We start from the raw sequence: 21,810 nt of genomic DNA on the forward strand, positions 1-21,810 counted from the left end.
CGGCGGCATACAAGGCGCCAGGTGGTGAACCGGGGTTCGCGCTAAACGGCGCTAGACGAGCTCGTGCTGCGCGGGGTCGTTTGCGTTGCGGGTCGTGACTTCGGCAAGCTCCAGTGCGCTCGATGCAAAGAGCAACGGCGTCCAGCGCCGGATCGTGCTCTGCGCGCCGGCGGCGAAGCGCTCGCGCAGCGCGGGCTTGCCGCCCAGCTCGCCGATACGCTGCGCGAGCGTCGAGACGTCGCGCGGTTCGACCACGAAACCGTTCACACCGTCGATAACCACTTCGCCCGCCACGCCGCACGTGCGCGTGACGATGGCAGGGCAGCCGGCCGCGAACGCTTCGTTCACGCACAGGCCCCATTGATCGAATTCGCTCGCCAGTACGACGAATTCGGCGAGCGCATAGAGATTCGGCATTTCCTGGTTGGCGAGCGAGTTGAGAATCGTCACATGCGGCGTGAGGCCGAGCGAGGCGATGCGCGCGCGCAATTGCGCTTCGAGCGGCCCCTGACCCACCAGCACGAGGCCGATATTTTCGTTGTACACGCCGGATTTCCGGTAGGCGTCGATCAGTACGTCGACGTTCTTGCGGGCAACGAAGCGGCTCACGCATAGCACGTAACGCTGCGGCAGCCCGAAGCGCGACCGCACGGCTTCGGGGTTATCGCTCGCGGCCTGCGCGAGATCCGAAAAGTAGTCGACGTCGATCACGTCGAAACCAATGCGCGAGCGTTCCTTCGGTATGCCAAGCGATTGCGCGTAACGGCGATGCTTTTCGCCCGCGACGAGCGCGCCGTCGAAGCGGCTCACGATAAAGCGCTTGAGCCGCTCCTTGGTGCGCTGGCGCAGCCCGTCGTCGGCCTTCGAGTCCGACATGTAGATGAGCTTGAAGCGCCGCGTGAGATGTCTGAGGAAACAGAGCACGGCCGAATAGCCGGTGTTGTAGCCGAGCGTGATGACCACGTCGGGCATGAAGTTGTGCACCTTCGCGATGAGACGCGCGGTGTCGCGCGCGCCGAGCCCGTCGCTGTCCGCGCCGTTCTCGACGAGCGTTTCCGCCATTCGCGGGCGGTTTGCGAAGAAGGCGGCGCGGCGTTCCTGCGGGAAACCGTAGACGCCGGAGCGCGCGAAGACCTCGAGAAGCGCCACCTGGTGGCCGCGACCGGAGGCCGCGTTCACGAGAGCCTCATAGCGAGGGACGTGATAGTCGCCCAGGTTGCCGATGACGAAGAGGATGCGCATGGACAATGTCGGCTCACGGTGGCGCTTGGTTGAGCAGGCTGCGCACCGCGACGGTGCCAGGCCGGCATGAAATCCCGGACAGTCGTGCCGACCCGTCAGGCAGCGTTGGCTGCGCCACACCGCTCGCACATTCGCGGCGGGGACCCGCAGTCGCGCCGTTTAGAGCATCGTAACCCGATTGTGAGTCGTTTTTACGCAATGTCGGCCATCAGCGAAAAGTTGTCCGATATGGCGGAGGCGATGCGAAGCAGATGAAAAACTGCCGGTTAATTCGTCCAGGGAATACGAAAGGCGCGCTCCAGTACTGGCATACGACTTGCGTCGCTCAGCTGAATTGATGCGTATTTCTGGTGTTGGAAGGCGGGTTGCGCCTGGCTTGTAACCGATTGTCATCACAACGGCCATCAATTAGCGTTGTGCGATGAAAACTGTCATATCAATGCGCCATACTGGCAGATTCACATGTATGCAATACGTCGGAAGAAGGGAAAGCGCTTAAGGTCAGCATCAGAATTTCAGCTTAATATCTTAGGGTTGACCTGTAGTGATTAGGCCTTCAATTCGATAACAAACATGCGGGCCAGAATGGCAATTGAATGTTTGCTGTATGCGTTTTGAGGAAATTGCGCGGCGTTGGAGGCTGACGAAGCACAGCAGGTTGCAAACCGGGTTTCACCATACTGCGCGGACAATCGAGGACTATGAAAACGCTGTTTCTGCAGGCCCCGTCGTATGACGGCTTCGACGGTGGCGCGGGCTCGCGCTACCAGGCAAAGCGCGAGATCCGCTCGTTCTGGTATCCCACCTGGCTTGCGCAGCCCGCGGCCCTCGTGCCCGACAGCCGCGTGCTCGACGCGCCCGCCGACGGCATGAGCGTTGAAGAGACGCTGAAGATCGCAGCCGGATACGACCTCGTCATCATCCACACGAGCACGCCGTCGTTTCCGACCGACGCGCTCTTCTGCGAAGACCTCAAGAAGCGCAAGCCGTCAGTCGTCATTGGCCTCGTGGGCGCGAAGGTGCAGGTCGATCCGCACAATTCGCTGACCGCGTCCGAGGCAATCGATTTCGTCTGCCGCGAAGAATTCGACTTCACCTGCAAGGAAATCGCCGAAGGCATGCCCTTGTCCGAAGTGAAGGGCATTTCGTGGCGCGCCAAGGACGGCTCGATCGAGCACAACCCGGGCCGTCCGGTGCTCGAGGACATGGACTCGCTGCCGTTCGTCGCGCCCATCTACAAGCGCGACCTGAAGATCGAGAATTACTTCATCGGCTATTTGAATTACCCGTACGTGTCGATCTACACGGGCCGGGGCTGCAAGTCGCGCTGCACGTTCTGCCTGTGGCCGCAGACGGTGAGCGGCCACGTCTACCGCACGCGCTCGGTCGAGAACGTGCTGGAAGAAGCGAAGTGGATCCGCGAGAACATGCCGGAAGTCAAGGAGCTCATGTTCGACGACGACACCTTCACCGACGACCTGCCGCGCGCCGAAGCGATCGCCATTGGCCTTGGCAAGCTCGGCATGACGTGGTCGTGCAACGCGAAGGCGAACGTGCCGTACAAGACGCTGAAGGTCATGAAGGAAAACGGCCTGCGTCTCTTGCTGGTGGGCTTCGAGTCGGGCGACGACCAGATTCTCGTGAACATCAAGAAGGGCGTGCGCACGGACTTCGCGCGCCGCTTCAGCGCCGACTGCAAGAATCTGGGCATCAAGGTTCACGGCACCTTCATTCTGGGGCTGCCTGGCGAGACGCAGGACACGATCAAAAAGACGATCGAGTACGCGAAGGAAATCAATCCGCACACGATTCAGGTGTCGCTGGCCGCGCCGTATCCGGGCACGACGCTCTACAAGCAGGCCGTGGAAAACGGCTGGATGGAAGAGAACAAGACCATCAACCTGGTGAGCAAGGAAGGGGTGCAGCTCGCGGCGATCGGCTACAAGCACCTGTCGCGCGAGGAGATCTATCACCACCTGGAGCAGTTCTATCGCCAGTTCTATTTCCGGCCGTCGAAGATCTGGGAGATCGTGCGCGAGATGCTCACGAGCTGGGACATGATGAAGCGGCGTCTGCGTGAAGGCGTGGAGTTCTTCCGCTTCCTGCGCGCGCACGAGGCATGATGGACCGCGCACACGCGATGGGGCGAACGGGCGCCATCGTCGCGATGGCCGTGACGGCGCTTGCTGTCGCCTCGGCGGCAATTGAAGTCATGCGCGCTCAATGGCCCGGATTCTCTCATGTGCTCTTCGATTCGCTCGCGGTGCTAAGCGGGCTAAGCGCAGTGCTCGGCATTATCTATACCTGCACGGCCAGCGCACTGGTTGGCCGTTTCTTCACACGTGAGGTGGCAGCGCCGCAGCATTTTCCGGCCATCACACTCGCCAAGCCGCTGCACGGCGACGAATGGCACCTCGAGGAGCACCTCGCGAGCTTCTTCGAGCAGGACTATCCTGGACAAGTCCAGTATCTGTTTGGCGTTCACGACGCGCGTGATGAAGCGCTCAACGCCATCGAACGGCTACGCGTGCGTTACCCGGAAGCACACATCACGGTTGTCGCCGATGCGCGCCTGTATGGCCCCAACCGCAAGATCGCGAACCTCGTGAACATGCTTGAAAAGGCCGAGCACGACGTGCTGTGCTTTGCCGATAGCGACGTGCTCGTCGACAAGAACTATTTGCGCCAGGTGGTCGGGGCGCTCCAGCAACCCGGCGTCGGTCTGGTGACAGCGGTTTATCGCGGCCTGTGCGCGCCCGGATTCTGGCCTCGCGTGGCGTCGGCCTTGACCAACTATCATTTCCTGCCCGGCGTCGTCACGGGGCTCGCAATCGGGCGCGCGCGGCCGTGCTTCGGCCAGTCCATCGCCATGACGCGTGAGATGCTCGAACGCATTGGCGGTCTTGCGCAATTCGCCCATCACCTCGCCGAAGATCACGCGATTGGCGAAGCCGTGCGCCGCGCCGGTGCGGAGGTATCCATTCCGCCCATTCTCGTGCGGCACGCCTGTGTGGAAAATACCTTCGCCCAGCTCTTTGCACACGAATTGCGCTGGAGCCGCACCGTGCGCGCGGCGGACCGCTCGGGTCATCTGGGCGCGGTGCTGATGCATCCGTTCGCGCTTGCCATGCTTGCCGTGGCGTTGTCCGGCGGCGCTGCATCCGCGTGGATTCTGGCCGCCCTGGCGCTCTGCGCGCGCGCGTGGCTGATCTGGAGGACCGATCGCGCGACCGGCGACAAGTCCAACGGACTGTTATGCTTACCCCTTTGGGAAATGGTCCAGTTCGCGATCTATGTCGCGAGCTTTTGTTCGTCTGGCGTCGTTTGGCGCGGCACGCGCTTTCGCGTCGACAGGAATGGCATGCTTTCGCCAGTCCACGAGACCTGAGCGTTACAGTAGATTGGGGGGCACAATGAGACGGGAGCATCCACTAGAGAGCACCCGCAGATGAAGCACATGGGACGTATCGCCGCCGTGGTCGGCCTTGCGATCGCCGTGTGGCTCGTATGGCGAGAACACCCCGCAGCGGTGCTGCAACTGTTGCGGGGCGCGGGCATGGGCCTCGTGCTGGCGGCCATCGTGCATATCTTTCCGATGTGCGCAAACGCATGGGACTGGCGCAGCCTGATCCGCGCCGCGCAGCGTCCGTCGTTCGCGGCGATGCTCAAGCTCGTGTGGATTCGCGAGTCGATCAACGGCCTCCTGCCCGTTGCGCGCGTGGGCGGAGAGCTCGTTTCGTTCCGCCTGCTTGGCCGCGCGGGCGTACGGCCCGCCACGGCGGTGGCGAGCCTCATTGCCGACATGCAGCTCACGCTGATCAGCCAGGTGCTCTTTGCGCTGGTCGCAGCCGGTTATCTGCTCGAACATTCCTCATCCGATACGGCGCGGTTCGTGGGGCGCCTCGCATGGGGCCTCGCGGGCTTCATTCCACTGCTCGTGCTTTTCGCGCTCGTGCAGCACGCGCGGCCGTTCGAGCGCGCGGCACGCACGCTCAACCGTATCACGAGCGGCAAGGTCGTCGATCTCGTGGGCAAGTCCGCTCGCGTCGATCTATCCCTCAAGCTGATCTGGCGCCAGACCGGCGTGATTGTGCGCTACGTGCTCATCTGGCAGACGCTGCAATGCCTCGGCTACGCGCTCGAAATCTGGATTGCGTTGCGCGTGCTCGGCACGGATGCGACCTTCATGCAGGCCTTCGTGATCGAAGCCCTGATCCAGATGCTGAGCAGCATCGCCTTTCTCGTTCCTGCCGGCCTTGGCGTGCAGGAGGGCGGTTTCGTCGTGATAGGCGGGCTGCTCGGCTTCGACGCACCCACTTGCCTCGCGCTCGCGGGTGCCAGGCGTGTGCGCGATCTGCTGTTCTATTTGCCAGGACTGCTTGCCTGGCAGGCCGCCGAATACGGATGGCCGTCCCGACGCAGGACTGAAGGCACGGCGGCGCGCGCCCGCACGGAATAATTCCCGGAAGTGACCTGTTATTGAATACAGGTCGCTTCACATTGCTCGATTGTCAGCAAACACCCCAAAGGTTTCGACATGGCAAGGGATTTCCGTGCGTTGAACCGGTACGCTCACCGGGAATATAAATTCGTTCAGCGCGACTCATATGCCCAGGTCAGGGCGCGATACCGTGCAGACATGGCGGACGGGGTATGCATGGGCGTTGTATTGAATTGGGTGAAGGAAAAGTTGTCGACCTCAAACGGACTGAGGCGTGTTGAAGGCCCCCTGCGCAATCCGACCGTGCAGCAGTTTTCGAATCCCCTGAATCCCCTTACTCGCATTCGTCAAGGAATCTCTCCGCCCACGCATTCCCTGCTCGGGAAATTAATGGGCAAGCAGCCAGGGCAACCACACAGCAGGAAGAGCGGGCCGCGCAATGAAAACACCATGCTGGATGGCGCGCATACGCAAGCGAATTACCGGTACAAAAGCAGAGACGATCTGGTCAGCGATCTCGGGCTCGTGCCGGGCAAGCATGTGCCAAAGGAAAAAATGCGGCAGGAACAGTTTGCCGAGAAGAATGCTCGCACCGGCTACACCGCGCAGCGAATCATAGCTGTGCGCGCCGACGATGAAATGCTCGCCGAGGCCGGGGAAAACTTGCCCAAGGGCAACGCCATCGTGCTCGATTTGAAGCAAGAGGCCGGCGGCCCGGGGCATGCGGTCGCGTTTTACAAAAGCCGGGGAGGGACGCTGTATTTTTTTGACCCAAACGCTGGTGTGTACGAGATATCTCGTCCGTATTCGAAGTACGCTCTGCCATTCATGAGGGCGTGGCTCGAGGTGTACACCAATGACACCGACGGAGACGGGAATGCGACCCCGCGAATCTGGAAAGCGAAAGATGGCGATCGCTGGTATTCAGTTTTCAACCGCACGAAAAGCTAACACCTGAAAGCGAATGGCGTTCAAGCGCCCGCACGCGTCGCCAGACGAAAAATCGCCCCATGCCGACGCGTGCGGCCACACGCATTCACGCGCGCAATATCAGTGCGCTTCGTACACGGTCAGTTTGCTGGTGACCGACTGAACGCCAGGCACTTTCGAAGCGGCGTCCTGTGCGATCTGTTCCTGCGAGGCGTCCATGATCATCCCGGCGAGAATGACCTTGCCCGTACGCGCTTCGGAAAACACGGCGATGTCCGTGTCCTCCAGACCCTTCGTCTTGTAGACGGCCTGCCAGACAGTCTTGGAAAACGCCTTGTTCGCCGCCTTGTCAGCCTTCATTTGCGCACGAACCTGCTCCTTCGTGGGAGCCGCCGGGGCCGCTGTTTGCGCCAGAACGGAAGAAGAAAGCAGCACTGCGAATACGCCCGTGAGCGCCTTGTTACGAAGGTTCATGATTCACCTCTTGACGTTGTGGTTGGACTAACGTGTTCAGTCAAGCGACCGTGCTTTGCATTAGAACTGCGAGACGTATCGCGCATGTGTCGAAAGAAGTGGCCTGTGCAATCTTGCGTATCAAAATGGGACTTATACACATTGGGATACAAATGAAATCCACGCGGCGAGCGCGAAGGTCCAACGCCATGGCGATTCAATACGGAAAACGCGGAGCCCTCGCAAGCGTTAATCGTGACTCGTGCGTAACTGAAAGCGCCAACGTTCGAGGTTCGAGAGTTCATTCACCGTCTTTTTCTCGATTTCGCCACGAATCAGGTGGCGAATCGTGAGTTTCCCATTCTGTGTCTCCAGGATCTGCACAAGCCGCGCTCGCTCCCGGTGACCCTCGAAGCCCAGATCGAAATAGATGACGCGGCGGCGCGTATCGCCGATGAGGAGGCTTTGGCCACCGCCGCCACCCGATCCGCCAAGAACGCCCATCTGGGGAATGTCATGGATGCGCATATTCCAGCTAAAGCCATGGCGCGCAATCCACTTCTTTGCATCCTCCTCGCGCGTCATGGCTCTGAGTGCGGGGGGCGGGCGGTTGGTTACATCGGTCGCGATCGTATAACGCGACTCGCGCCACGGCTTGAAAGTCTGCGACGCCGGATTGCGCGCAAACAGGTTCCCCTCGATCTTGCCTGCGAATTCCCATTGCCGCGTCGCGGCGTTGAACCTGAACCATTCGATGCACTCGTTCCACACGAGTCGAGGGCATTCGATGTCATCGGCCATGAGCTTCCCGAGCAAGGGCGCCTTGACCTCGACGCGAAACGCCAGATCGAATTCATGACCTGCGGCGCCGGTTGAAGAGGGGCCGCCCTTGGTTTTGATGCGCTCCACGGGCACAGAAAGATTGGAAATCGTCATGCGTGCCTTCATGGCTTACCTCTGTGCAATTGTTGATTCAGGCATAACAGCCGGACGTTTTCAGATATTCCCGCCCATACGCGGCGACCACCTGCAAAACAAATGGAATAGTTTTCCGTGGCGGGCTGTTGTGGAAGAGCGGATCGAACTGGATCGACCCGATGGGCTAAAGGAGCTTCTCCATGAACCACCTCGTACGCGGGAAGCACATTGCAATAGGGGCTGGGCTGATTTCGATGATGAGCGGATCGTCTGCGCAAGCGGAATCGATCGATCTGCCGGGCGCGCAGCCGTTTCTGACCACGACCGCAGCGGGCGTGCAGATCTACGCCTGCGAGTACGGTGCCGATCGCACGCTCGGCTGGGTCTTCCAGCAGCCGCGCGCAACGCTTTACGATGCGCACGGCGCCGCGGTAATCGAGCATTCGGCCGGCCCCTCGTGGCAAGCGCGCGACGGCAGCCGCATCGAGGGAAAAGTCGTCGCGCAGATGCCCAGCGAGACACAGGGCAGCGTGCCGCAACTTCTGCTCGATGCGCACTCCACCGGATCGCAGGGCCTGCTCGCGTCCGTGCGCTACGTGCAGCGGGTCAGGACGGTTGGCGGTGCAAAACCGGCTGCGCCGTGCACAGTCGAGCACGAGTCGGGTAGTTCGCCCTATATGGCGACTTACATCTTTTATAAGTAGTAAGACAGATCTCTGAACGGTCTATACGGAAAGATGCATCGTCAGTTATTACGGAATACGAATTAAAAAAATTCAACCTGATATGACCATCGAATTCATCGCACATCAGGACTGGACCGCGTGGCTCGAACCCCTCACGCAGGCAGCACCCTGCGGCCCCGACCTCGAGTACGACGCGCAATTCCGCGAGCTCGAAGAAGCGCTCAGCGGACGGCCGGAAGCCGAATATGGCGCCACGCTCGTGGCCGCGGTGCCGCCCGACTGGGACGCCGCCGATGCACTAGGCACCGCGTTGATGGCCCGTACGCGCGACCTTCGTGTGGTGCTGCAACTGGCGCGGGCGCGCTGGGTGCGCGAGGGCATCGGTGGCTTCGTTGATGGCCTGGTCCTGACCGCCGCACTGCTGGAACGCCACTGGGAGCACGTGCACCCGCAACTCGACGCCAGCGACGGGGACGACGCGACTGCGCGCATCAACGCGCTGGCGGCGTGGACGGATGCCGGCGGCGTGCTCGCCGGTCTCATGGATTGCCCGCTGCCGCAGGGCGGCTCCGCGCTCACGCTGCGTGAGTGGCTGTATGCGAATGGCGAAGCCGTCGCGCCGGAAGGTCACACGGTGATGAGCAGCGCGGCGATCGAAGCGTCGATTGCCGCGTCGCCGGAAGCGGCGCTGCGCGCGAAGAAGACGTTCGAAGCCGCTTACAGCAGTGTCCGCGCGATCGAAGCGACGCTAGCCGAACGCGTAGGCGCAACGCAATCGCTCGATTTCGCCCAGCTAAAGGCGTTGCTGGAGCGCGCGTCGTCGCTGCTTGCCACAGGCGTGGGCGAGCACGCGAACGAAGCGCACCTGTTGCATGCTCAGGAGAACGGATGCGCGGCGCCTGCCGCCGCCACCGGCCACGCAACTCCGAATGCGCCCATCAACGCGATCGGCAGTCGCGCCGACGTGGCCGCCACGCTGCAGCGCATCTGCGCCTGGTACGCACTGCACGAGCCCGCCAGTCCGGTGCCATTGCTGCTCGAACGGGCACGCAGCCTCGTTGACAAGTCCTTTGTCGATCTGTTGATAGACCTCGCGCCGGAAGGGCTCGCGCAACTTACCCAGGTGGTCGGTACGGCTGCCGTCGAAACGCCGGCGGAATGATCGAAGCCGCACTGCAACGCAATTCAACCAGGAGAACGGTCAAATGGCCAAGGAGAGCAGTCAGAAGTTCATCGCGCGCAACCGGGCGCCGCGCGTGCAGATCGAGTACGACGTGGAAGTCTATGGCTCGGAAAGGAAGATCAGTTTGCCCTTCGTGATGGGCGTGCTGTCCGATCTCTCGGGGCAGACGCAGGAAGCGCTGCCAGCCGTCGCGGACCGCAAGTTTCTGGAGATCGACATCGACAACTTCGACGAGCGCCTGCGCTCGATGAAGCCACGCGTGGCGATGCAGGTCGACAACACGCTGACCGGCGAAGGCAAGATCGGCGTGGACATGACCTTCGCGAGCATGGACGACTTCGAGCCGGCCGCCATTGCGCGCAACGTCGAACCGCTCGCAAGACTGCTGGAGACGCGCAGCCAGTTGCAGAACCTGCTGACCTATATGGACGGCAAGACCGATGCGGAAAAGCTCGTCGCGAGGCTGCTCGAGGACCCCGCACTGATGAGTGCGCTCGCCGCCGCGCCGAAGCCCCAGGACGCGCCCGAAGTCACACCTGCAGCCACGGCGCAGACCGGCGCTTCCGACATCGAATAAAGGACCCACGATGGCAGACACCCAACTCGATCCCACCGCGTTCGCGCAGCCAGATGCGCACGAAGCCGACGCGGCGAGCGCATCCGGCGAATTTCAACAGCTCCTGCAAAAGGCATTTCGCCCGCGCACGGAGAAGGCGCGCGATGCGGTCGCAAGCGCCGTGCGTACGCTCGCCGAACAGGCGCTGCTCGACACGCATCGCGTGTCCGACGACGCGCTCGCGACCATCGAAGCGCTGATCGCGCGCATCGACGAAAAGCTGAGCGCGCAGATCAACGTCATCCTGCACGCCGAGCCGTTCCAGCAGCTCGAAAGCGCGTGGCGCGGGCTCCACTACCTCGTCACCAACACCGAGAGCGACGAGAGCCTCAAGCTGCGCGTGATGAACATCTCGAAGGCCGACCTGCACCGGTCGCTGCGCAAGTACAAGGGCGTGGCGTGGGACCAGAGCCCGCTCTTCAAGCGGCTCTACGAAGAAGAGTACGGTCAGTTCGGCGGCGAGCCCTACGGCGCACTGGTAGCCGATTACTACTTCGACAACAGCGGCCCCGACGTCGATTTCCTCACGCAGATGGGCAAGATTTCCGCAGCGGCGCATGCGCCGTTCATCGCGGGTGCGGACCCCGCCGTCATGCTGATGGACTCGTGGCAAGAGCTCGCCAACCCGCGCGATCTCACGAAGATCTTCCAGACGCCCGAGCACGCTGCATGGCGCTCGCTGCGCGAATCCGAAGATTCGCGCTATATCGGCCTCGCCATGCCGCGCTTTCTCGCGCGCACGCCCTATGGCGCGAAGACGAGCCCCGTCGAGGAATTCGACTTCGAGGAAGACACCGCGGGCGCAGACGCATCGAAGTACGCTTGGGCGAATGCCGCCTATGCGATGGCCGCGAACATCAACCGCTCGTTCAAGACGTGGGGATGGTGCTCGCGCATTCGCGGCATCGAGTCGGGCGGGATGGTGGAGAATCTGCCGGTTCACGCGTTTCCCACCGACGACGGCGGCGTCGACATGAAGTGCCCGACCGAGATCGCGATTAGCGACCGCCGCGAAGCTGAACTGGCGAAGAACGGCTTCATGCCGCTCGTGCACAAGAAGAATTCGGATATCGCGGCTTTCATCGGCGCGCAGTCGCTCAACAAGCCGGTCGAGTACGAAGACCCGGACGCCACCGCGAACGCGAACCTCGCCGCGCGTCTGCCTTATCTATTTGCATGCAGCCGTTTCGCGCACTACCTCAAGTGTATTGCGCGCGACAAGCTCGGCAGCTTCAAGGAGAAGGACGACATGCAGCGCTGGCTGCAGGACTGGATTCTTCAGTACGTAGACGGCGACCCCGCCAACTCGTCGGAAGAGACCAAGTCGCGCCGGCCGCTCGCGGCAGCGGAAGTCGTGGTCGAGGAAGTGGAAGGCAATCCGGGCTACTACACCTCGAAGTTCTATCTTCGCCCGCATTATCAGCTCGAAGGCCTGACCGTTTCGTTGCGGCTCGTTTCGCGGTTGCCGTCGACAAAGGCGGCATAAGCCGTCGCGATGTTCAAATCTGCGCGAATTCAATCAATAAGGAATCCAAATGGCAGTCGATATATTTCTGAAACTTGGCACGGTCACGGGCGAGTCGCTGGATTCGACTCACAAGGACGAAATCGACGTGCTCTCGTGGAGCTGGAGCATGGACCAGTCCGGGACGATGCACCTCGGCACGGGCGGTGGCGGCGGCAAGGTCGACGTGCATGACCTCTCGATCACCAAGTACACGGATCACGCCACGCCGGCCATCATGACCTCCTGCGTGACCGGCAAGCACTTCCCGACGGGCAAGCTCACCGTGCGCAAGGCGGGCGGCACCAAACCGCTGGAGTACTACACGATCGAGCTGGAGAAAGTGCTGATCACGAACTATTCGACCGGCGGATCGGATGGCGAAGACCGCTTTACCGAAACGGTCACGCTCAATTTCGAGAAGTTCCACGTGACCTATCAGCAGCAGGATCCGAGCACCGGCTCGGCGCTCGGCGGCGTGGTCGAGTGCAAGTGGAATATTCCGGCTAGTGCATCGGCGTAAGCAGATCATGCGCGCGAAAAACGCCGAACGCGTGCAGCCCTCGCTGCTGGAACGGCTGACCGACCACGCACCCGAAGCGACGAGCGAAGTCCGCGAGCATCGGGCCAGTTCGGCGCGCGCGCAACGCTTGAGTGTGATGCGCGATATCGGCTGGCTCCTCAATGCGCGGGGCATCGCGTCGGCGCAGGAGATCGCGCGCTTTCCGTGCGTGGCCGACTCGGTGCTCAACTTCGGCTTCGCGGATCTGGCAGGCAGGAGCGCGTCGGACGTGGAGGTCGCGCGGATCGAACGACTGATTGCCGAGGCCATCGGCGCGTTCGAGCCGCGCATCGTGCGCGGCACCTTGCGAGTGCGCGCCATCCGCTCCGATGGCGTGGCTATCGCGCACAACGCGCTGGCGTTCATCGTCGAAGGCGATCTGCATGCGCATCCCGTGCCGGAGCGGCTCTATTTGCGCACGGAACTCGATCTGGAAGCCGGTAAGGCAAACGTGTACGAAGAGACGACGCTCAGATGAACCCCGACTTCCTCCAGTACTACAGCCGCGAATTGCAGCATGTTCGCGAGATGGGCGGCGAGTTCGCCAAGGCGTTTCCCAAGATCGCGGGGCGCCTGGGCCTGGAAGGCAACGAATGCGCCGACCCTTATGTGGAGCGTTTGCTCGAAGGTTTCGGTTTTCTTGCTGCGCGCGTGCAGATGAAAATCGACGCCGAATTTCCGCGTTTCACGCAGCATCTCGCCGAGCTGGTGTATCCGCATTATCTCGCGCCAACGCCCGCGATGACGGTCGTGCAATTGCAGCCCGACAAGACTCACCCCGCGCTCGCCGATGGCGTCGCGGTGCCGCGCGGCACGGCCCTGCAAGGCCGGTTCGACGGCGAGCGCACGACGCGCTGCGAATTTCGCACGGCGCACGCGCTCACCTTGTCGCCGCTCGAACTAGTGGAGGCGCGGCTCTTTACGCATACCGGCGCGCTGTCCGGCATCCCAGCCGCCTTGCCGCGCGGGGTGAAGGCGGGCTTGCGCCTGAAGCTGCGCGCGCTCGGTGAGCGCACGATCGGCGACGTCGCCATCGATCATCTGCCCATCTACTTGCGCGGCAGCGACGGCATGGCGCCAAGGCTCTATGAGTTGCTGGTTGGCTCGACGCTCGGCATTGCGACGCCCTTTGGCGTGCTGCCGCCTGCGTCGCTGCGCCCGCTCGGCTTCACCGACGAAGAAGCGCTGTTGCCCGTGAGCGCGCAATCGTTTCCAGGCTATCGGCTGCTGCAGGAGTATTTCGCCTTTGCGCAGCGGTTCATGTTCGTCGGGATCGATGGATTGCGCGCGCACTTCGCTCGTTGTGAAAGCAACGAAATCGAGCTTGTCGTGCTGCTTTCGAAGAACGATAACTCGCTCGAGCAACGGATCGATCACGAGAATTTCGCGCTCCATTGCACGCCCGCGATCAACCTCTTTGCGCGCCGCGCCGATCGAATCGCGGTGACGGGTGAACAGTTCGAACATCACGTCGTGGTGGATCGCACGCGCCCGCGCGACTTCGAGGTGTACCGCGTGGAGAGCGTGACGGGCCACCGCTCGGGCGGCAGCGCGCCGATCGCGTTTCAACCGTTCTACCGTATGCGCGATCTGGGCGCGGGGGATCCCGATACGGCGTTTTATCAGGTTCGGCGCGAAAAGCGATTGCCGTCCGCGAGAGAACAGGAGCGCGGTGCGCGTTCGTCCTATGCGGGCAGCGAAACCTGGATCGCCCTCGTGGATACGCACGAAGCGCCATATCCCGGAGATCTGCATCAGCTCGGCGTGAGTGTGCTCTGCACCAACCGCGATCTCACGCTGACCTTACCGCTCGGGCGCGGCGAGACCGACTTCACGCTTGAGCTGGAGGCGCCGGTTTCCGGCGTGCGCTGTGTCGCCGGGCCGAGCCGGCCGTTGCCTTCGTACGCGCAAGGGGCCGTGGCCTGGCGTCTCCTGAGTCATTTGTCGCTGAACTACGCGTCGCTGGTGGACGACGCGAACGGGAGCGGCGCGCGCGCCATGCGCGACCTGCTCGCGCTCTACGCGCCCGAGGGCGACGGCGCGGCCGTGCGGCAGATCGAGGGCCTGCGCTCCATCCGTTCGCGATCGCTCACGCGCCGCCTGCCTTCGCGCGGGCCGATCGTGTTCGGGCGCGGCCTCGCGCTCGATGTGCTGCTCGACGAAAGCGGTTTCGAGGGGGCGAGCGCGTTTCTGTTCGGCGCGGTGCTCGCGCGTTTCTTCGAGCAATACGTGTCGATGAATTCATTTACCGAGACCTGCGTGTCCTCGACCACACGCGGCGAAATCATGCGCTGGGCGCCGGGGAGCGGGCAATGCCGGACGCTGTGACGCTATTCGAGCGCTTCTGCGCCGACGCGAACCGCTTCGACTTCTTTCAGGCCGTGCGGCTGGTGGAATGCGCGCATCGCGCTTTGCCGCGCGTGGGGGCATCGATGCGTCCGCGCGACGACGCGGTGCGATTCGGTCAGGATGCCGAACTGATTTTCTTTCCAACCGCGCTGCGCCGTTTCAGCAATCCGCAAGATGCCGCACCGAAGTTCACCGTGAACTTCTTCGGTCTGCTTGGCCCGAATGGACCGATGCCTACGCATCTGACCGAATACGTGCGCCACCGCGCGCGTAACGCGGGCGACCCGACGTTCGCGCGCTTTCTCGATGTATTTCATCACCGCATGGCGTCGCTGTTCTATCGCGCGTGGGCCACGGCGCAGCCGGTGGTGAGCCTCGATCGCGAGGACGACGACCGCTTTTCCGCATACGTCGGCACCGTGTTCGGGCTCAACGAAGCGGCGCTGCGCGATCGCGACACCGTGCCCGACTTCGCCAAGCTGCATTTTGCGGGGCTGCTCGCAGGACCCACGCGCCACGCGGCGGGATTGCGTATCGTGCTGTCGCGCTTTTTCGGCTTGCCGGTCGAGGTGGTGCAAAACGTGGGGCACTGGATGAAGCTGCCCGAAGGTGCGCTAACGCGCCTTGGCGCGCGCGACGAAAGCACGCGCGTGGGCGTCGGCACGATGCTCGGCGCAAGGGTGTTCGATCGGCAGCACAAGTTTCGCGTCGTGCTCGGGCCGCTTTCGCTGGGCGACTACGAACGCTTCCTGCCAGGCGGCGCAAGCCTCGCGCGGCTCGCGGACTGGGTGCGCCTGTACGTGCGCGATCCGCTCGACTGGGACGTGAACCTGCAATTGCGCCGCGCGCAGGTGCCGCGTCTTGCGCTGGGGCGCAACCAGCGCCTCGGCTACACGACCTGGCTGCACGCGCGCGCCGCGACCGCCGACGCGGCGCAACTCAAGCTGCGTCCGTGGGCCCCAACTCATGCAAAGGACTAGTGCAATGGCAGACATCAGCCGCGCCGTCATGTTCGGCAAGCTCGACACGCTCAGTTTCGGCGCAATGGAGAGCGCGACCACGTTCTGCCGCTTGCGCGGCAACCCGTATGTCGAGCTTGCGCACTGGCTGCATCAACTGTTGCAGTTGCCCGACTCGGACCTGCATCGCGTGATCCGGCACGCGCGCATCGAACCCGCCGCGCTCGCGCGCGACTTGACCGACGCACTCGATCGACTGCCGCGCGGCGCGGCCTCAGTCAGCGATATTTCCGCGCAACTGGAGGAAGCCGTGGAGCGCGGGTGGGTCTACGCATCGCTGCTCTTTGACGCCCAGAAGGTGCGCAGCGCGCATGTGCTCGTCGGTATGTTGCAGACGCCCGTGCTTCGCAACGCATTGCGCGGCATCTCGCGCGAGTTCGATCGCGTGAAGCTCGATGATCTCGTCGCCAGTTTCGCCGATGTGCTCGACGGGTCGCCCGAAGCCTCGACGCAAGCCGCGGTCGTGACGCAGGAGCCCGACACGCCACATCGCACAGACGACGCCCTGCAGCGCTTCACCGTCGATCTCACGGGCCAGGCGCGCGCGGGCCAGCTGGATCCCGTGGTCGGCCGCGACGCGGAAATTCGCCAGGTCGTCGACATTCTCATGCGGCGCAGGCAGAACAACCCGATCCTCACGGGCGAGGCGGGCGTCGGCAAGACGGCGGTGGTCGAAGGCCTCGCGCTGCGCATTGCCGCGGGCGACGTGCCGCCCGCCCTGCGCGACGTGAGCCTGCGCGCGCTCGACGTTGCGCTGCTGCAGGCCGGGGCGGGCGTGAAGGGCGAATTCGAGGCACGCTTGCGCCAGGTGCTGGAAGCCGTGCAAACAGCGCCCCATCCCGTCATTCTCTTCATCGACGAGGCGCACACGCTGATCGGCGCAGGCGGCGCGGCGGGCACCGGCGACGCGGCGAATCTGCTCAAACCCGCGCTCGCGCGCGGCAGCGTGCGCACCATCGCGGCGACGACGTGGTCGGAGTACCGCAGGCACATCGAAAAGGACCCGGCGCTGACGCGCCGCTTTCAGGTCGTGCAGGTCCACGAGCCCGACGAGGCGCGCGCCGTGACGATGATGCGCGGCCTGGCCGCAGCGCTGGAAACGCATCACGGCGTGCAGGTCCTCGACGAGGCGATCGAGGCCGCGGTGACGCTCTCGCATCGCTATCTGCCCGCGCGGCAGTTGCCGGACAAGTCGGTGAGCCTGCTCGATACCGCATGCGCCCGCGTGGCGGTGAGCCAGCACGCCACGCCGCCCACCGTCGACGACGCGCAAAGGCGTATCGATGCGCTCAACACGGAGCTCGAAGTGATCGGGCGCGAGGCGGCCATCGGCGTCGATACGGCGGCGCGCCGCGAAGCCGCGGCGACGGCATTGCAAACCGAAACCGCGCGTCTTGCCGATCTCCACGCCCGCTGGCGCGTGGAGCGCGAAATGGTAGAGGACATTCTCGCGCGCCGTAGAGCGCTGCGTGAAGGCGTACCGCACGCCGACCTGGCCGCGCTGCGCGAACGCCAGGCGCAACTCGCTGCGCATCAGGGCGAAGCGCCGCTCGTGCTGCCGGGCGTCGACCGTCATGCGGTGGCGGCGGTCGTGCAGGACTGGACCGGCGTGCCCGTGCTCAACATGCTGAAGAACGAGATCGGCAACGTGTTGCGCCTCGCCGAGGTGCTCGACCGCCGCATCGTCGGCCAGCATCACGCCACGCAAATGATCGCGCGACGCGTGCAGACTTCGCGCGCCGGTCTCGACGATCCGGACAAGCCGGTTGGCGTGTTTCTGCTCGCGGGCACATCGGGCGTGGGCAAGACCGAAACCGCGCTCGCGCTCGCCGAGGCGCTCTATAGCGGCGAGCAGAACCTCATCACCATCAACATGAGCGAGTACCAGGAAGCGCACACGGTGTCGCTGCTCAAGGGCGCGCCGCCGGGTTACGTGGGTTTTGGCGAGGGCGGCGTGCTGACCGAAGCGGTGCGCCGGCGGCCGCACAGCGTCGTGCTGCTCGACGAAGTGGAGAAGGCGCACCCGGACGTGCACGAACTGTTCTTCCAGGTCTTCGATAAAGGCCGCATGGACGACAGCGAAGGCCGCTCCATCGACTTTCGCAATACGCTCATTCTGCTCACGACCAATGCGGGCACCGATTGCATTGCGCACTTGTGCCGCGATCCGCAAACGAGCACACCGATGGAGGTGATTGAACGCGAGCTTCACGCGCAGTTGCTGCAGACCTTTCCGCCCGCGTTGCTCGGGCGCATGGTGACCATTCCGTATTACCCGCTCTCCAGCGACATGCTGTGCGCCATCATCCGGCTGCAACTGGGCCGCGTGGCCGAGCGCGTGACGCTCACGCACCACGTGCCTTTCACCTATGACGAAGCGGTGGTGTCGCAAATCGCGTTGCGTTGCACGCGCATGGAAAGCGGCGGCCGCATGATCGACGCCATTCTGACCAACAGCGTGCTGCCGCGCATCAGCACCGAGTATCTCTCGCGCGTGATGGACGGCAAAACGCTTGCACGCGTGCACGTGAGCGTCGAGGGTGAGGAGTTTGCTTATGCCTTCGACTAATCGCCATGTACGCATGAGCTGTGCGGCGCTCGGCGACGACGCGGTGTTTCTGCGCATGTCGGCGAGCGAGGCGCTGGGGCGCTTGAGCCGCTTCGAGATCGCGTTCCTTGATATGCGCAACGATATCGATCCGGGCGCGGTGCTTGGGCAGAACCTTTGCGTGACGCTCGACTACCCGGCCGGCGGATCGCGCGAATTCAACGGCGTCGTCACGACGCTGCGCCTGCTCGCGCCCGGCGACACCACGAAGAACCGCATGGCGCGCTACGAGGCCATCGTGCATCCGCGCCTGTGGCTGCTCACGCGCGCATCGCACCGGCGCTTCTTCCATCAGCGCACCGCGCCGCAAATCGTCGCGCAGGTTCTGGAGTCGTACGACATCGACTTTCGCAATACCTGCACGGCGAGCTATCCGGCGCTCGATCATTGCGTGCAGTTCCGCGAAACGGATTTCGACTTCGTGAGCCGCCTCATGGAGCGCGAAGGCATGCATTACTTTTTCGAGCACGCGGGCGGCAAACATACGCTCGTGCTGGCCGATTCCGGCGCGGAGCACCGGCCCATCGCGCACTATGAGTCGGTGCCGTTTCAGGGCTGGGACACGCCTCGTCCAGACGAAGAGTGCGTATACCGCTGGCACGCGGGCGCGACGCTCGAAACGGGGCGCTACGAAGTCAACGACTACGACTTCGAAAAGGCATCGGTGAGCAATAGCGAAGGGCTCGTCTCGCGCGCGACGCGCAGCGCGCCCTATGATCCGCCGCGCTATTTGATGCAGGAGCATTTGAGCGGGCATGTGAAAGCCGACGACGGCGAGCGGCTTGCGCGCATCAACGTGGAGATCCATCAAACGCAGAACGACGCAATGGAAGGGCGCACCACCGCACGCGGCATTGCGGCGGGCGGCCTGTTCCGGTTGCGCGATCATGCGGGCGGCGCACAGAACCGCCAGTATCTGGTGATCGAGAATCAGGCGGAAATCGTATCGGATGCCTATGTATCCACCAGCGACCCCACCCAGCCGCTGTTCGACTGCCACTTCCGGGCGATTCGCAGCGACAACACGTTCCGTTCGCCGCGCGTCACGCCTGTCCCTCGCGCCGCGGGCCCGCAGACGGCGGTTGTGATCGGGCCGCCCGGCGAGGAGATCCTCACGGACAAGTACGGGCGCGTGAAAGTGCAGTTCCACTGGGAACAGCTTTCGCAAACGGGCGGCGCGAACCGCCTCGAGCGCTGCTGGGTGCGCGTGGCGCAAGGCTGGGCGAACCGGCGCTGGGGTGCGATGTGTCTGCCGCGTGTCGGGCAGGAAGTGCTGGTGGATTTCATCGAGGGCGATCCCGACCGGCCCGTGATTGTCGGCGCGCTTTACAACTCGACCAATATGCCGCCGTACGAGCTGCCCGCGCAAAGCGCGGTGTCCACGCTTAAAAGCCAGTCCACCAAAGGCGGCAACGGCTACAACGAAGTTCGCCTCGACGACCGCAAGGGTGGCGAGCAGATGTTTTTTCATGCCGAGCGCGATCACGAAACATGGGTCAAGCACGACGCGCTGATGAACGTCACCGGCGAGCGGCACTTATGCATCGGCGGCAGCGAATTCCGCGAGACGGGCGGCGCGCGCAACGATTCGGTGCTGGGCGGCAGCACGTCGCGCGTGGCGGGCCCCGTCTCGGCGGCCAGCATGACGACGCACGAGCAGTTCGTGGGCGCGGCGTATTCGCTCGACGCGGGCGCGGCCGTGCACATCAAGGCGGGCGCGGCGGTGGAGATCGAGGCGGGCGCAACCATCGCGCTGCGCGCCGGGGCGTCGTACATCCTTATCGGCCCGGAAACGATCGAGATGTCGAGCTTCCCGATTCCGCTTGGTCCAGGTGTGCCGCCCGTGCCGCCTGGCGTGCCGCCTGCGCCGCCCAGACCGCCGCGCGACGCCGACGACGGCACGCGCAAGATTCGCAATCAGGAGGCCCCGTGAGACTGACGCTGACTGTACAGGGCGGCGAAGGCGGCGAGCACGCCATGCCGCACACGATCGAGATCGATGATCGCGCAACCATTGGCCGCGCACAGGACAGCACCGTGGTGCTGAGCGACGCACAACGCGGCATTTCGCGCATGCAGGCAAGCATTGAGCGCCGTGGCGACACCTATGTGCTGGTCGATGCGGGAAGCAATCCGACGCTGCTGAACGGCGAGGCGCTGAACGGGGCACGCGAGGCTGTGTTGTCGCATGGCGATCAGATCCGGATTGGCGCTTATACGCTCGCGGTTTCCTTCGAAAAGAGTGAGGAAGCCTGGGCGTCATTCGATCAAACGTTGATGACGCAACCTGCGCCACACGTGGAGCCATTGGCCGCGAGCCTGCCGGGCACGCCGGAGTTCGAGGCGCCGCCGGGCGCGCCGCTCATTCCCGACGACTGGGACGCACCGCGCGCTGGCGTCTTGCGGCCCCCGCGCGACGAAGCGCCGTTCACGCCCGATCCGCTAGCCGCGACGCCGCTGCTGCGCGAACCGGGACATTTCGATTTCGGCGGCAACGCGAATCAGGCGCTGATGGACGCGTTGGGTGCAGCCGACCCGTTGCGCGACGCTCCCGCGCGGGGGGAGCGCGAGCCCGCAGCACCCTCGCGAAGCTTCGAGCACGTGTCGCCAGAAAGGGCGCTGGCTGCGATACCGGCGCACCGGTTCGAGGACTCGCGCGCTGCGACGTCAGAGACTGCCGCTGCGGCCCCGCGCGCGGACGATTCCGCCGTGCTGCAGGCGCTGCTGGAGGGCCTCGGCATTGCAGCCGAGGATGTCGCCCACCTTGGCGCGCAGGAGGTTGCCCGCCTCACCGGCGCGCTGTTGCGCGAAGCCACGCAGGGCACGATGAGCGTCTTGCGCTCGCGCGCGATGGCGCGGCGCGAGGCCCGCATGGCGATGACGATGATCGAGGCGCGCGACAACAACCCGCTCAAGTTCTTTCCCGACGCGGACCGCGCATTGACGCAAATGCTAGGCGCGCGCGGGCGCGGCTATCTCGCGCCGGACGAAGCCTTGCGCGCCGCCTATCGCGACATCCAGGCACACGAGCTCGCGCTCGTCGCGGGCATGCGCGCCGCGTTCGACGACGCCATGGGGCGCATCGACCCCGCCGCGATCGAGCGCTCGCTCGACGCGCCCGCTGGCCTCGAAGCGCTCATCGGCAATCGGCGGGCACGCCTGTGGCAGCGCTACGTGAAGACCTGGGAGCAGGTGTCGCGCGACGCGGGCGACGACTTCCAGCAGCGCTTTGGCGAACCGTTTGGCCGCGCCTATCAGGCGCAGCTGGACGCGCTGCAATTTCCGAAGGATTGAGTCAT

At 63.9% G+C, this 21,810-nt stretch carries 18 protein-coding genes; 15 read left to right on the forward strand and 3 right to left on the reverse strand.

Annotated features, from left to right (window positions below; genetic code table 11):
* Nucleotides 1-51 precede the first annotated feature (51 nt).
* Entirely contained in the window at nt 52-1,242 is a 1,191-nt protein-coding gene (locus VSR72_RS24440; RefSeq protein WP_342954916.1) for a glycosyltransferase family 4 protein, read from the reverse strand.
* Nucleotides 1,243-1,943: 701 nt separating this feature from the next.
* Between VSR72_RS24440 and hpnJ the strand changes: the two genes are divergently transcribed.
* The 4 genes from hpnJ to VSR72_RS24460 all read left to right on the forward strand — a co-directional run bounded on the left by hpnJ (nt 1,944) and on the right by VSR72_RS24460 (nt 6,634).
* Nucleotides 1,944-3,365 (forward strand): hopanoid biosynthesis associated radical SAM protein HpnJ, encoded by a 1,422-nt coding sequence (gene hpnJ, locus VSR72_RS24445; protein ID WP_342954917.1) that lies wholly within the window; start codon nt 1,944-1,946, stop codon nt 3,363-3,365.
* Between the two features lie 89 nt (nt 3,366-3,454).
* On the forward strand, nt 3,455-4,630 hold the full coding sequence (gene hpnI, locus VSR72_RS24450) for a bacteriohopanetetrol glucosamine biosynthesis glycosyltransferase HpnI (protein ID WP_342955014.1): 1,176 nt from the start codon (nt 3,455-3,457) through the stop codon (nt 4,628-4,630).
* A gap of 60 nt (nt 4,631-4,690) precedes the next feature.
* A complete protein-coding gene (locus VSR72_RS24455; RefSeq protein ID WP_342954918.1) occupies nt 4,691-5,701 on the forward strand; it encodes a lysylphosphatidylglycerol synthase domain-containing protein in 1,011 nt (336 codons plus the stop codon).
* A gap of 78 nt (nt 5,702-5,779) precedes the next feature.
* Nucleotides 5,780-6,634 (forward strand): YopT-type cysteine protease domain-containing protein, encoded by an 855-nt coding sequence (locus VSR72_RS24460; RefSeq protein ID WP_342954919.1) that lies wholly within the window; start codon nt 5,780-5,782, stop codon nt 6,632-6,634.
* A 99-nt stretch (nt 6,635-6,733) separates the two neighbouring features.
* Here VSR72_RS24460 and VSR72_RS24465 read toward each other — a convergent pair whose 3' ends face one another.
* Nucleotides 6,734-7,087 (reverse strand): BON domain-containing protein, encoded by a 354-nt coding sequence (locus tag VSR72_RS24465; protein ID WP_342954920.1) that lies wholly within the window; start codon nt 7,085-7,087, stop codon nt 6,734-6,736.
* Nucleotides 7,088-7,315: 228 nt separating this feature from the next.
* The gene (locus tag VSR72_RS24470; RefSeq protein ID WP_342954921.1) at nt 7,316-8,014 is read right to left on the reverse strand and encodes a hypothetical protein; all 699 of its coding nucleotides are present in this window, start codon (nt 8,012-8,014) and stop codon (nt 7,316-7,318) included.
* Between the two features lie 170 nt (nt 8,015-8,184).
* Between VSR72_RS24470 and VSR72_RS24475 the strand changes: the two genes are divergently transcribed.
* The 11 genes from VSR72_RS24475 (at nt 8,185) to tagH (ending at nt 21,805) form a co-directional block, all read left to right on the forward strand.
* Nucleotides 8,185-8,688 (forward strand): DUF3455 domain-containing protein, encoded by a 504-nt coding sequence (locus VSR72_RS24475; RefSeq protein ID WP_342954922.1) that lies wholly within the window; start codon nt 8,185-8,187, stop codon nt 8,686-8,688.
* A gap of 82 nt (nt 8,689-8,770) precedes the next feature.
* On the forward strand, nt 8,771-9,832 hold the full coding sequence (gene tssA, locus VSR72_RS24480) for a type VI secretion system protein TssA (protein WP_342954923.1): 1,062 nt from the start codon (nt 8,771-8,773) through the stop codon (nt 9,830-9,832).
* Between the two features lie 43 nt (nt 9,833-9,875).
* Complete coding sequence (tssB, locus tag VSR72_RS24485) at nt 9,876-10,430, forward strand: type VI secretion system contractile sheath small subunit (protein WP_342954924.1); 555 nt, start codon at nt 9,876-9,878, stop codon at nt 10,428-10,430.
* Between the two features lie 10 nt (nt 10,431-10,440).
* Nucleotides 10,441-11,955, forward strand: coding sequence for a type VI secretion system contractile sheath large subunit (gene tssC / locus VSR72_RS24490; RefSeq protein ID WP_342954925.1), 1,515 nt, complete (start codon nt 10,441-10,443; stop codon nt 11,953-11,955).
* A 49-nt stretch (nt 11,956-12,004) separates the two neighbouring features.
* Nucleotides 12,005-12,496 carry a type VI secretion system tube protein Hcp gene (locus VSR72_RS24495; RefSeq protein ID WP_342954926.1) on the forward strand — a complete coding sequence of 164 codons (492 nt, stop codon included), beginning with the start codon at nt 12,005-12,007 and terminating at the stop codon, nt 12,494-12,496.
* Between the two features lie 7 nt (nt 12,497-12,503).
* Nucleotides 12,504-13,013: a type VI secretion system baseplate subunit TssE gene (tssE, locus tag VSR72_RS24500; RefSeq protein ID WP_342954927.1), complete on the forward strand. Its 510-nt coding sequence runs from the start codon at nt 12,504-12,506 to the stop codon at nt 13,011-13,013.
* Nucleotides 13,010-14,863 carry a type VI secretion system baseplate subunit TssF gene (tssF, locus tag VSR72_RS24505; RefSeq protein ID WP_342954928.1) on the forward strand — a complete coding sequence of 618 codons (1,854 nt, stop codon included), beginning with the start codon at nt 13,010-13,012 and terminating at the stop codon, nt 14,861-14,863. The genes tssE and tssF overlap by 4 nt, the downstream gene beginning before the upstream one ends.
* On the forward strand, nt 14,848-15,864 hold the full coding sequence (gene tssG, locus VSR72_RS24510) for a type VI secretion system baseplate subunit TssG (protein ID WP_342954929.1): 1,017 nt from the start codon (nt 14,848-14,850) through the stop codon (nt 15,862-15,864). Before tssF ends, tssG begins: the two co-directional genes overlap by 16 nt.
* 4 nt (nt 15,865-15,868) lie before the next feature.
* The gene (gene tssH, locus VSR72_RS24515; RefSeq protein WP_342954930.1) at nt 15,869-18,472 is read left to right on the forward strand and encodes a type VI secretion system ATPase TssH; all 2,604 of its coding nucleotides are present in this window, start codon (nt 15,869-15,871) and stop codon (nt 18,470-18,472) included.
* Nucleotides 18,459-20,444, forward strand: coding sequence for a type VI secretion system tip protein TssI/VgrG (tssI, locus tag VSR72_RS24520; RefSeq protein WP_342954931.1), 1,986 nt, complete (start codon nt 18,459-18,461; stop codon nt 20,442-20,444). The genes tssH and tssI overlap by 14 nt, the downstream gene beginning before the upstream one ends.
* Entirely contained in the window at nt 20,441-21,805 is a 1,365-nt protein-coding gene (tagH, locus tag VSR72_RS24525) for a type VI secretion system-associated FHA domain protein TagH (protein ID WP_342954932.1), read from the forward strand. Before tssI ends, tagH begins: the two co-directional genes overlap by 4 nt.
* Nucleotides 21,806-21,810 lie beyond the last annotated feature (5 nt).

The sequence above is a fragment of the Paraburkholderia sp. JHI869 genome, from assembly GCF_038900775.1.
Classification (GTDB): domain Bacteria; phylum Pseudomonadota; class Gammaproteobacteria; order Burkholderiales; family Burkholderiaceae; genus Paraburkholderia.

Excerpts from the sequence above, each read along its gene's own strand:
- tssI (WP_342954931.1), top strand. The coding sequence starts at position 18,459 with ATGCCTTCGACTAATCGCCATGTACGCATGAGCTGTGCGGCGCTCGGC.
- VSR72_RS24465 (WP_342954920.1), bottom strand. The coding sequence starts at position 7,087 with ATGAACCTTCGTAACAAGGCGCTCACGGGCGTATTCGCAGTGCTGCTT.
- tssA (WP_342954923.1), top strand. The coding sequence starts at position 8,771 with ATGACCATCGAATTCATCGCACATCAGGACTGGACCGCGTGGCTCGAA.
- tssF (WP_342954928.1), top strand. The coding sequence starts at position 13,010 with ATGAACCCCGACTTCCTCCAGTACTACAGCCGCGAATTGCAGCATGTT.
- tssC (WP_342954925.1), top strand. The coding sequence starts at position 10,441 with ATGGCAGACACCCAACTCGATCCCACCGCGTTCGCGCAGCCAGATGCG.
- tssH (WP_342954930.1), top strand. The coding sequence starts at position 15,869 with ATGGCAGACATCAGCCGCGCCGTCATGTTCGGCAAGCTCGACACGCTC.
- hpnI (WP_342955014.1), top strand. The coding sequence starts at position 3,455 with ATGCGCGCTCAATGGCCCGGATTCTCTCATGTGCTCTTCGATTCGCTC.
- tssB (WP_342954924.1), top strand. The coding sequence starts at position 9,876 with ATGGCCAAGGAGAGCAGTCAGAAGTTCATCGCGCGCAACCGGGCGCCG.
- VSR72_RS24495 (WP_342954926.1), top strand. The coding sequence starts at position 12,005 with ATGGCAGTCGATATATTTCTGAAACTTGGCACGGTCACGGGCGAGTCG.
- VSR72_RS24440 (WP_342954916.1), bottom strand. The coding sequence starts at position 1,242 with ATGCGCATCCTCTTCGTCATCGGCAACCTGGGCGACTATCACGTCCCT.
- tssG (WP_342954929.1), top strand. The coding sequence starts at position 14,848 with ATGCCGGACGCTGTGACGCTATTCGAGCGCTTCTGCGCCGACGCGAAC.
- VSR72_RS24455 (WP_342954918.1), top strand. The coding sequence starts at position 4,691 with ATGAAGCACATGGGACGTATCGCCGCCGTGGTCGGCCTTGCGATCGCC.
- VSR72_RS24460 (WP_342954919.1), top strand. The coding sequence starts at position 5,780 with ATGGCAAGGGATTTCCGTGCGTTGAACCGGTACGCTCACCGGGAATAT.
- hpnJ (WP_342954917.1), top strand. The coding sequence starts at position 1,944 with ATGAAAACGCTGTTTCTGCAGGCCCCGTCGTATGACGGCTTCGACGGT.
- VSR72_RS24475 (WP_342954922.1), top strand. The coding sequence starts at position 8,185 with ATGAACCACCTCGTACGCGGGAAGCACATTGCAATAGGGGCTGGGCTG.
- VSR72_RS24470 (WP_342954921.1), bottom strand. The coding sequence starts at position 8,014 with ATGAAGGCACGCATGACGATTTCCAATCTTTCTGTGCCCGTGGAGCGC.
- tssE (WP_342954927.1), top strand. The coding sequence starts at position 12,504 with ATGCGCGCGAAAAACGCCGAACGCGTGCAGCCCTCGCTGCTGGAACGG.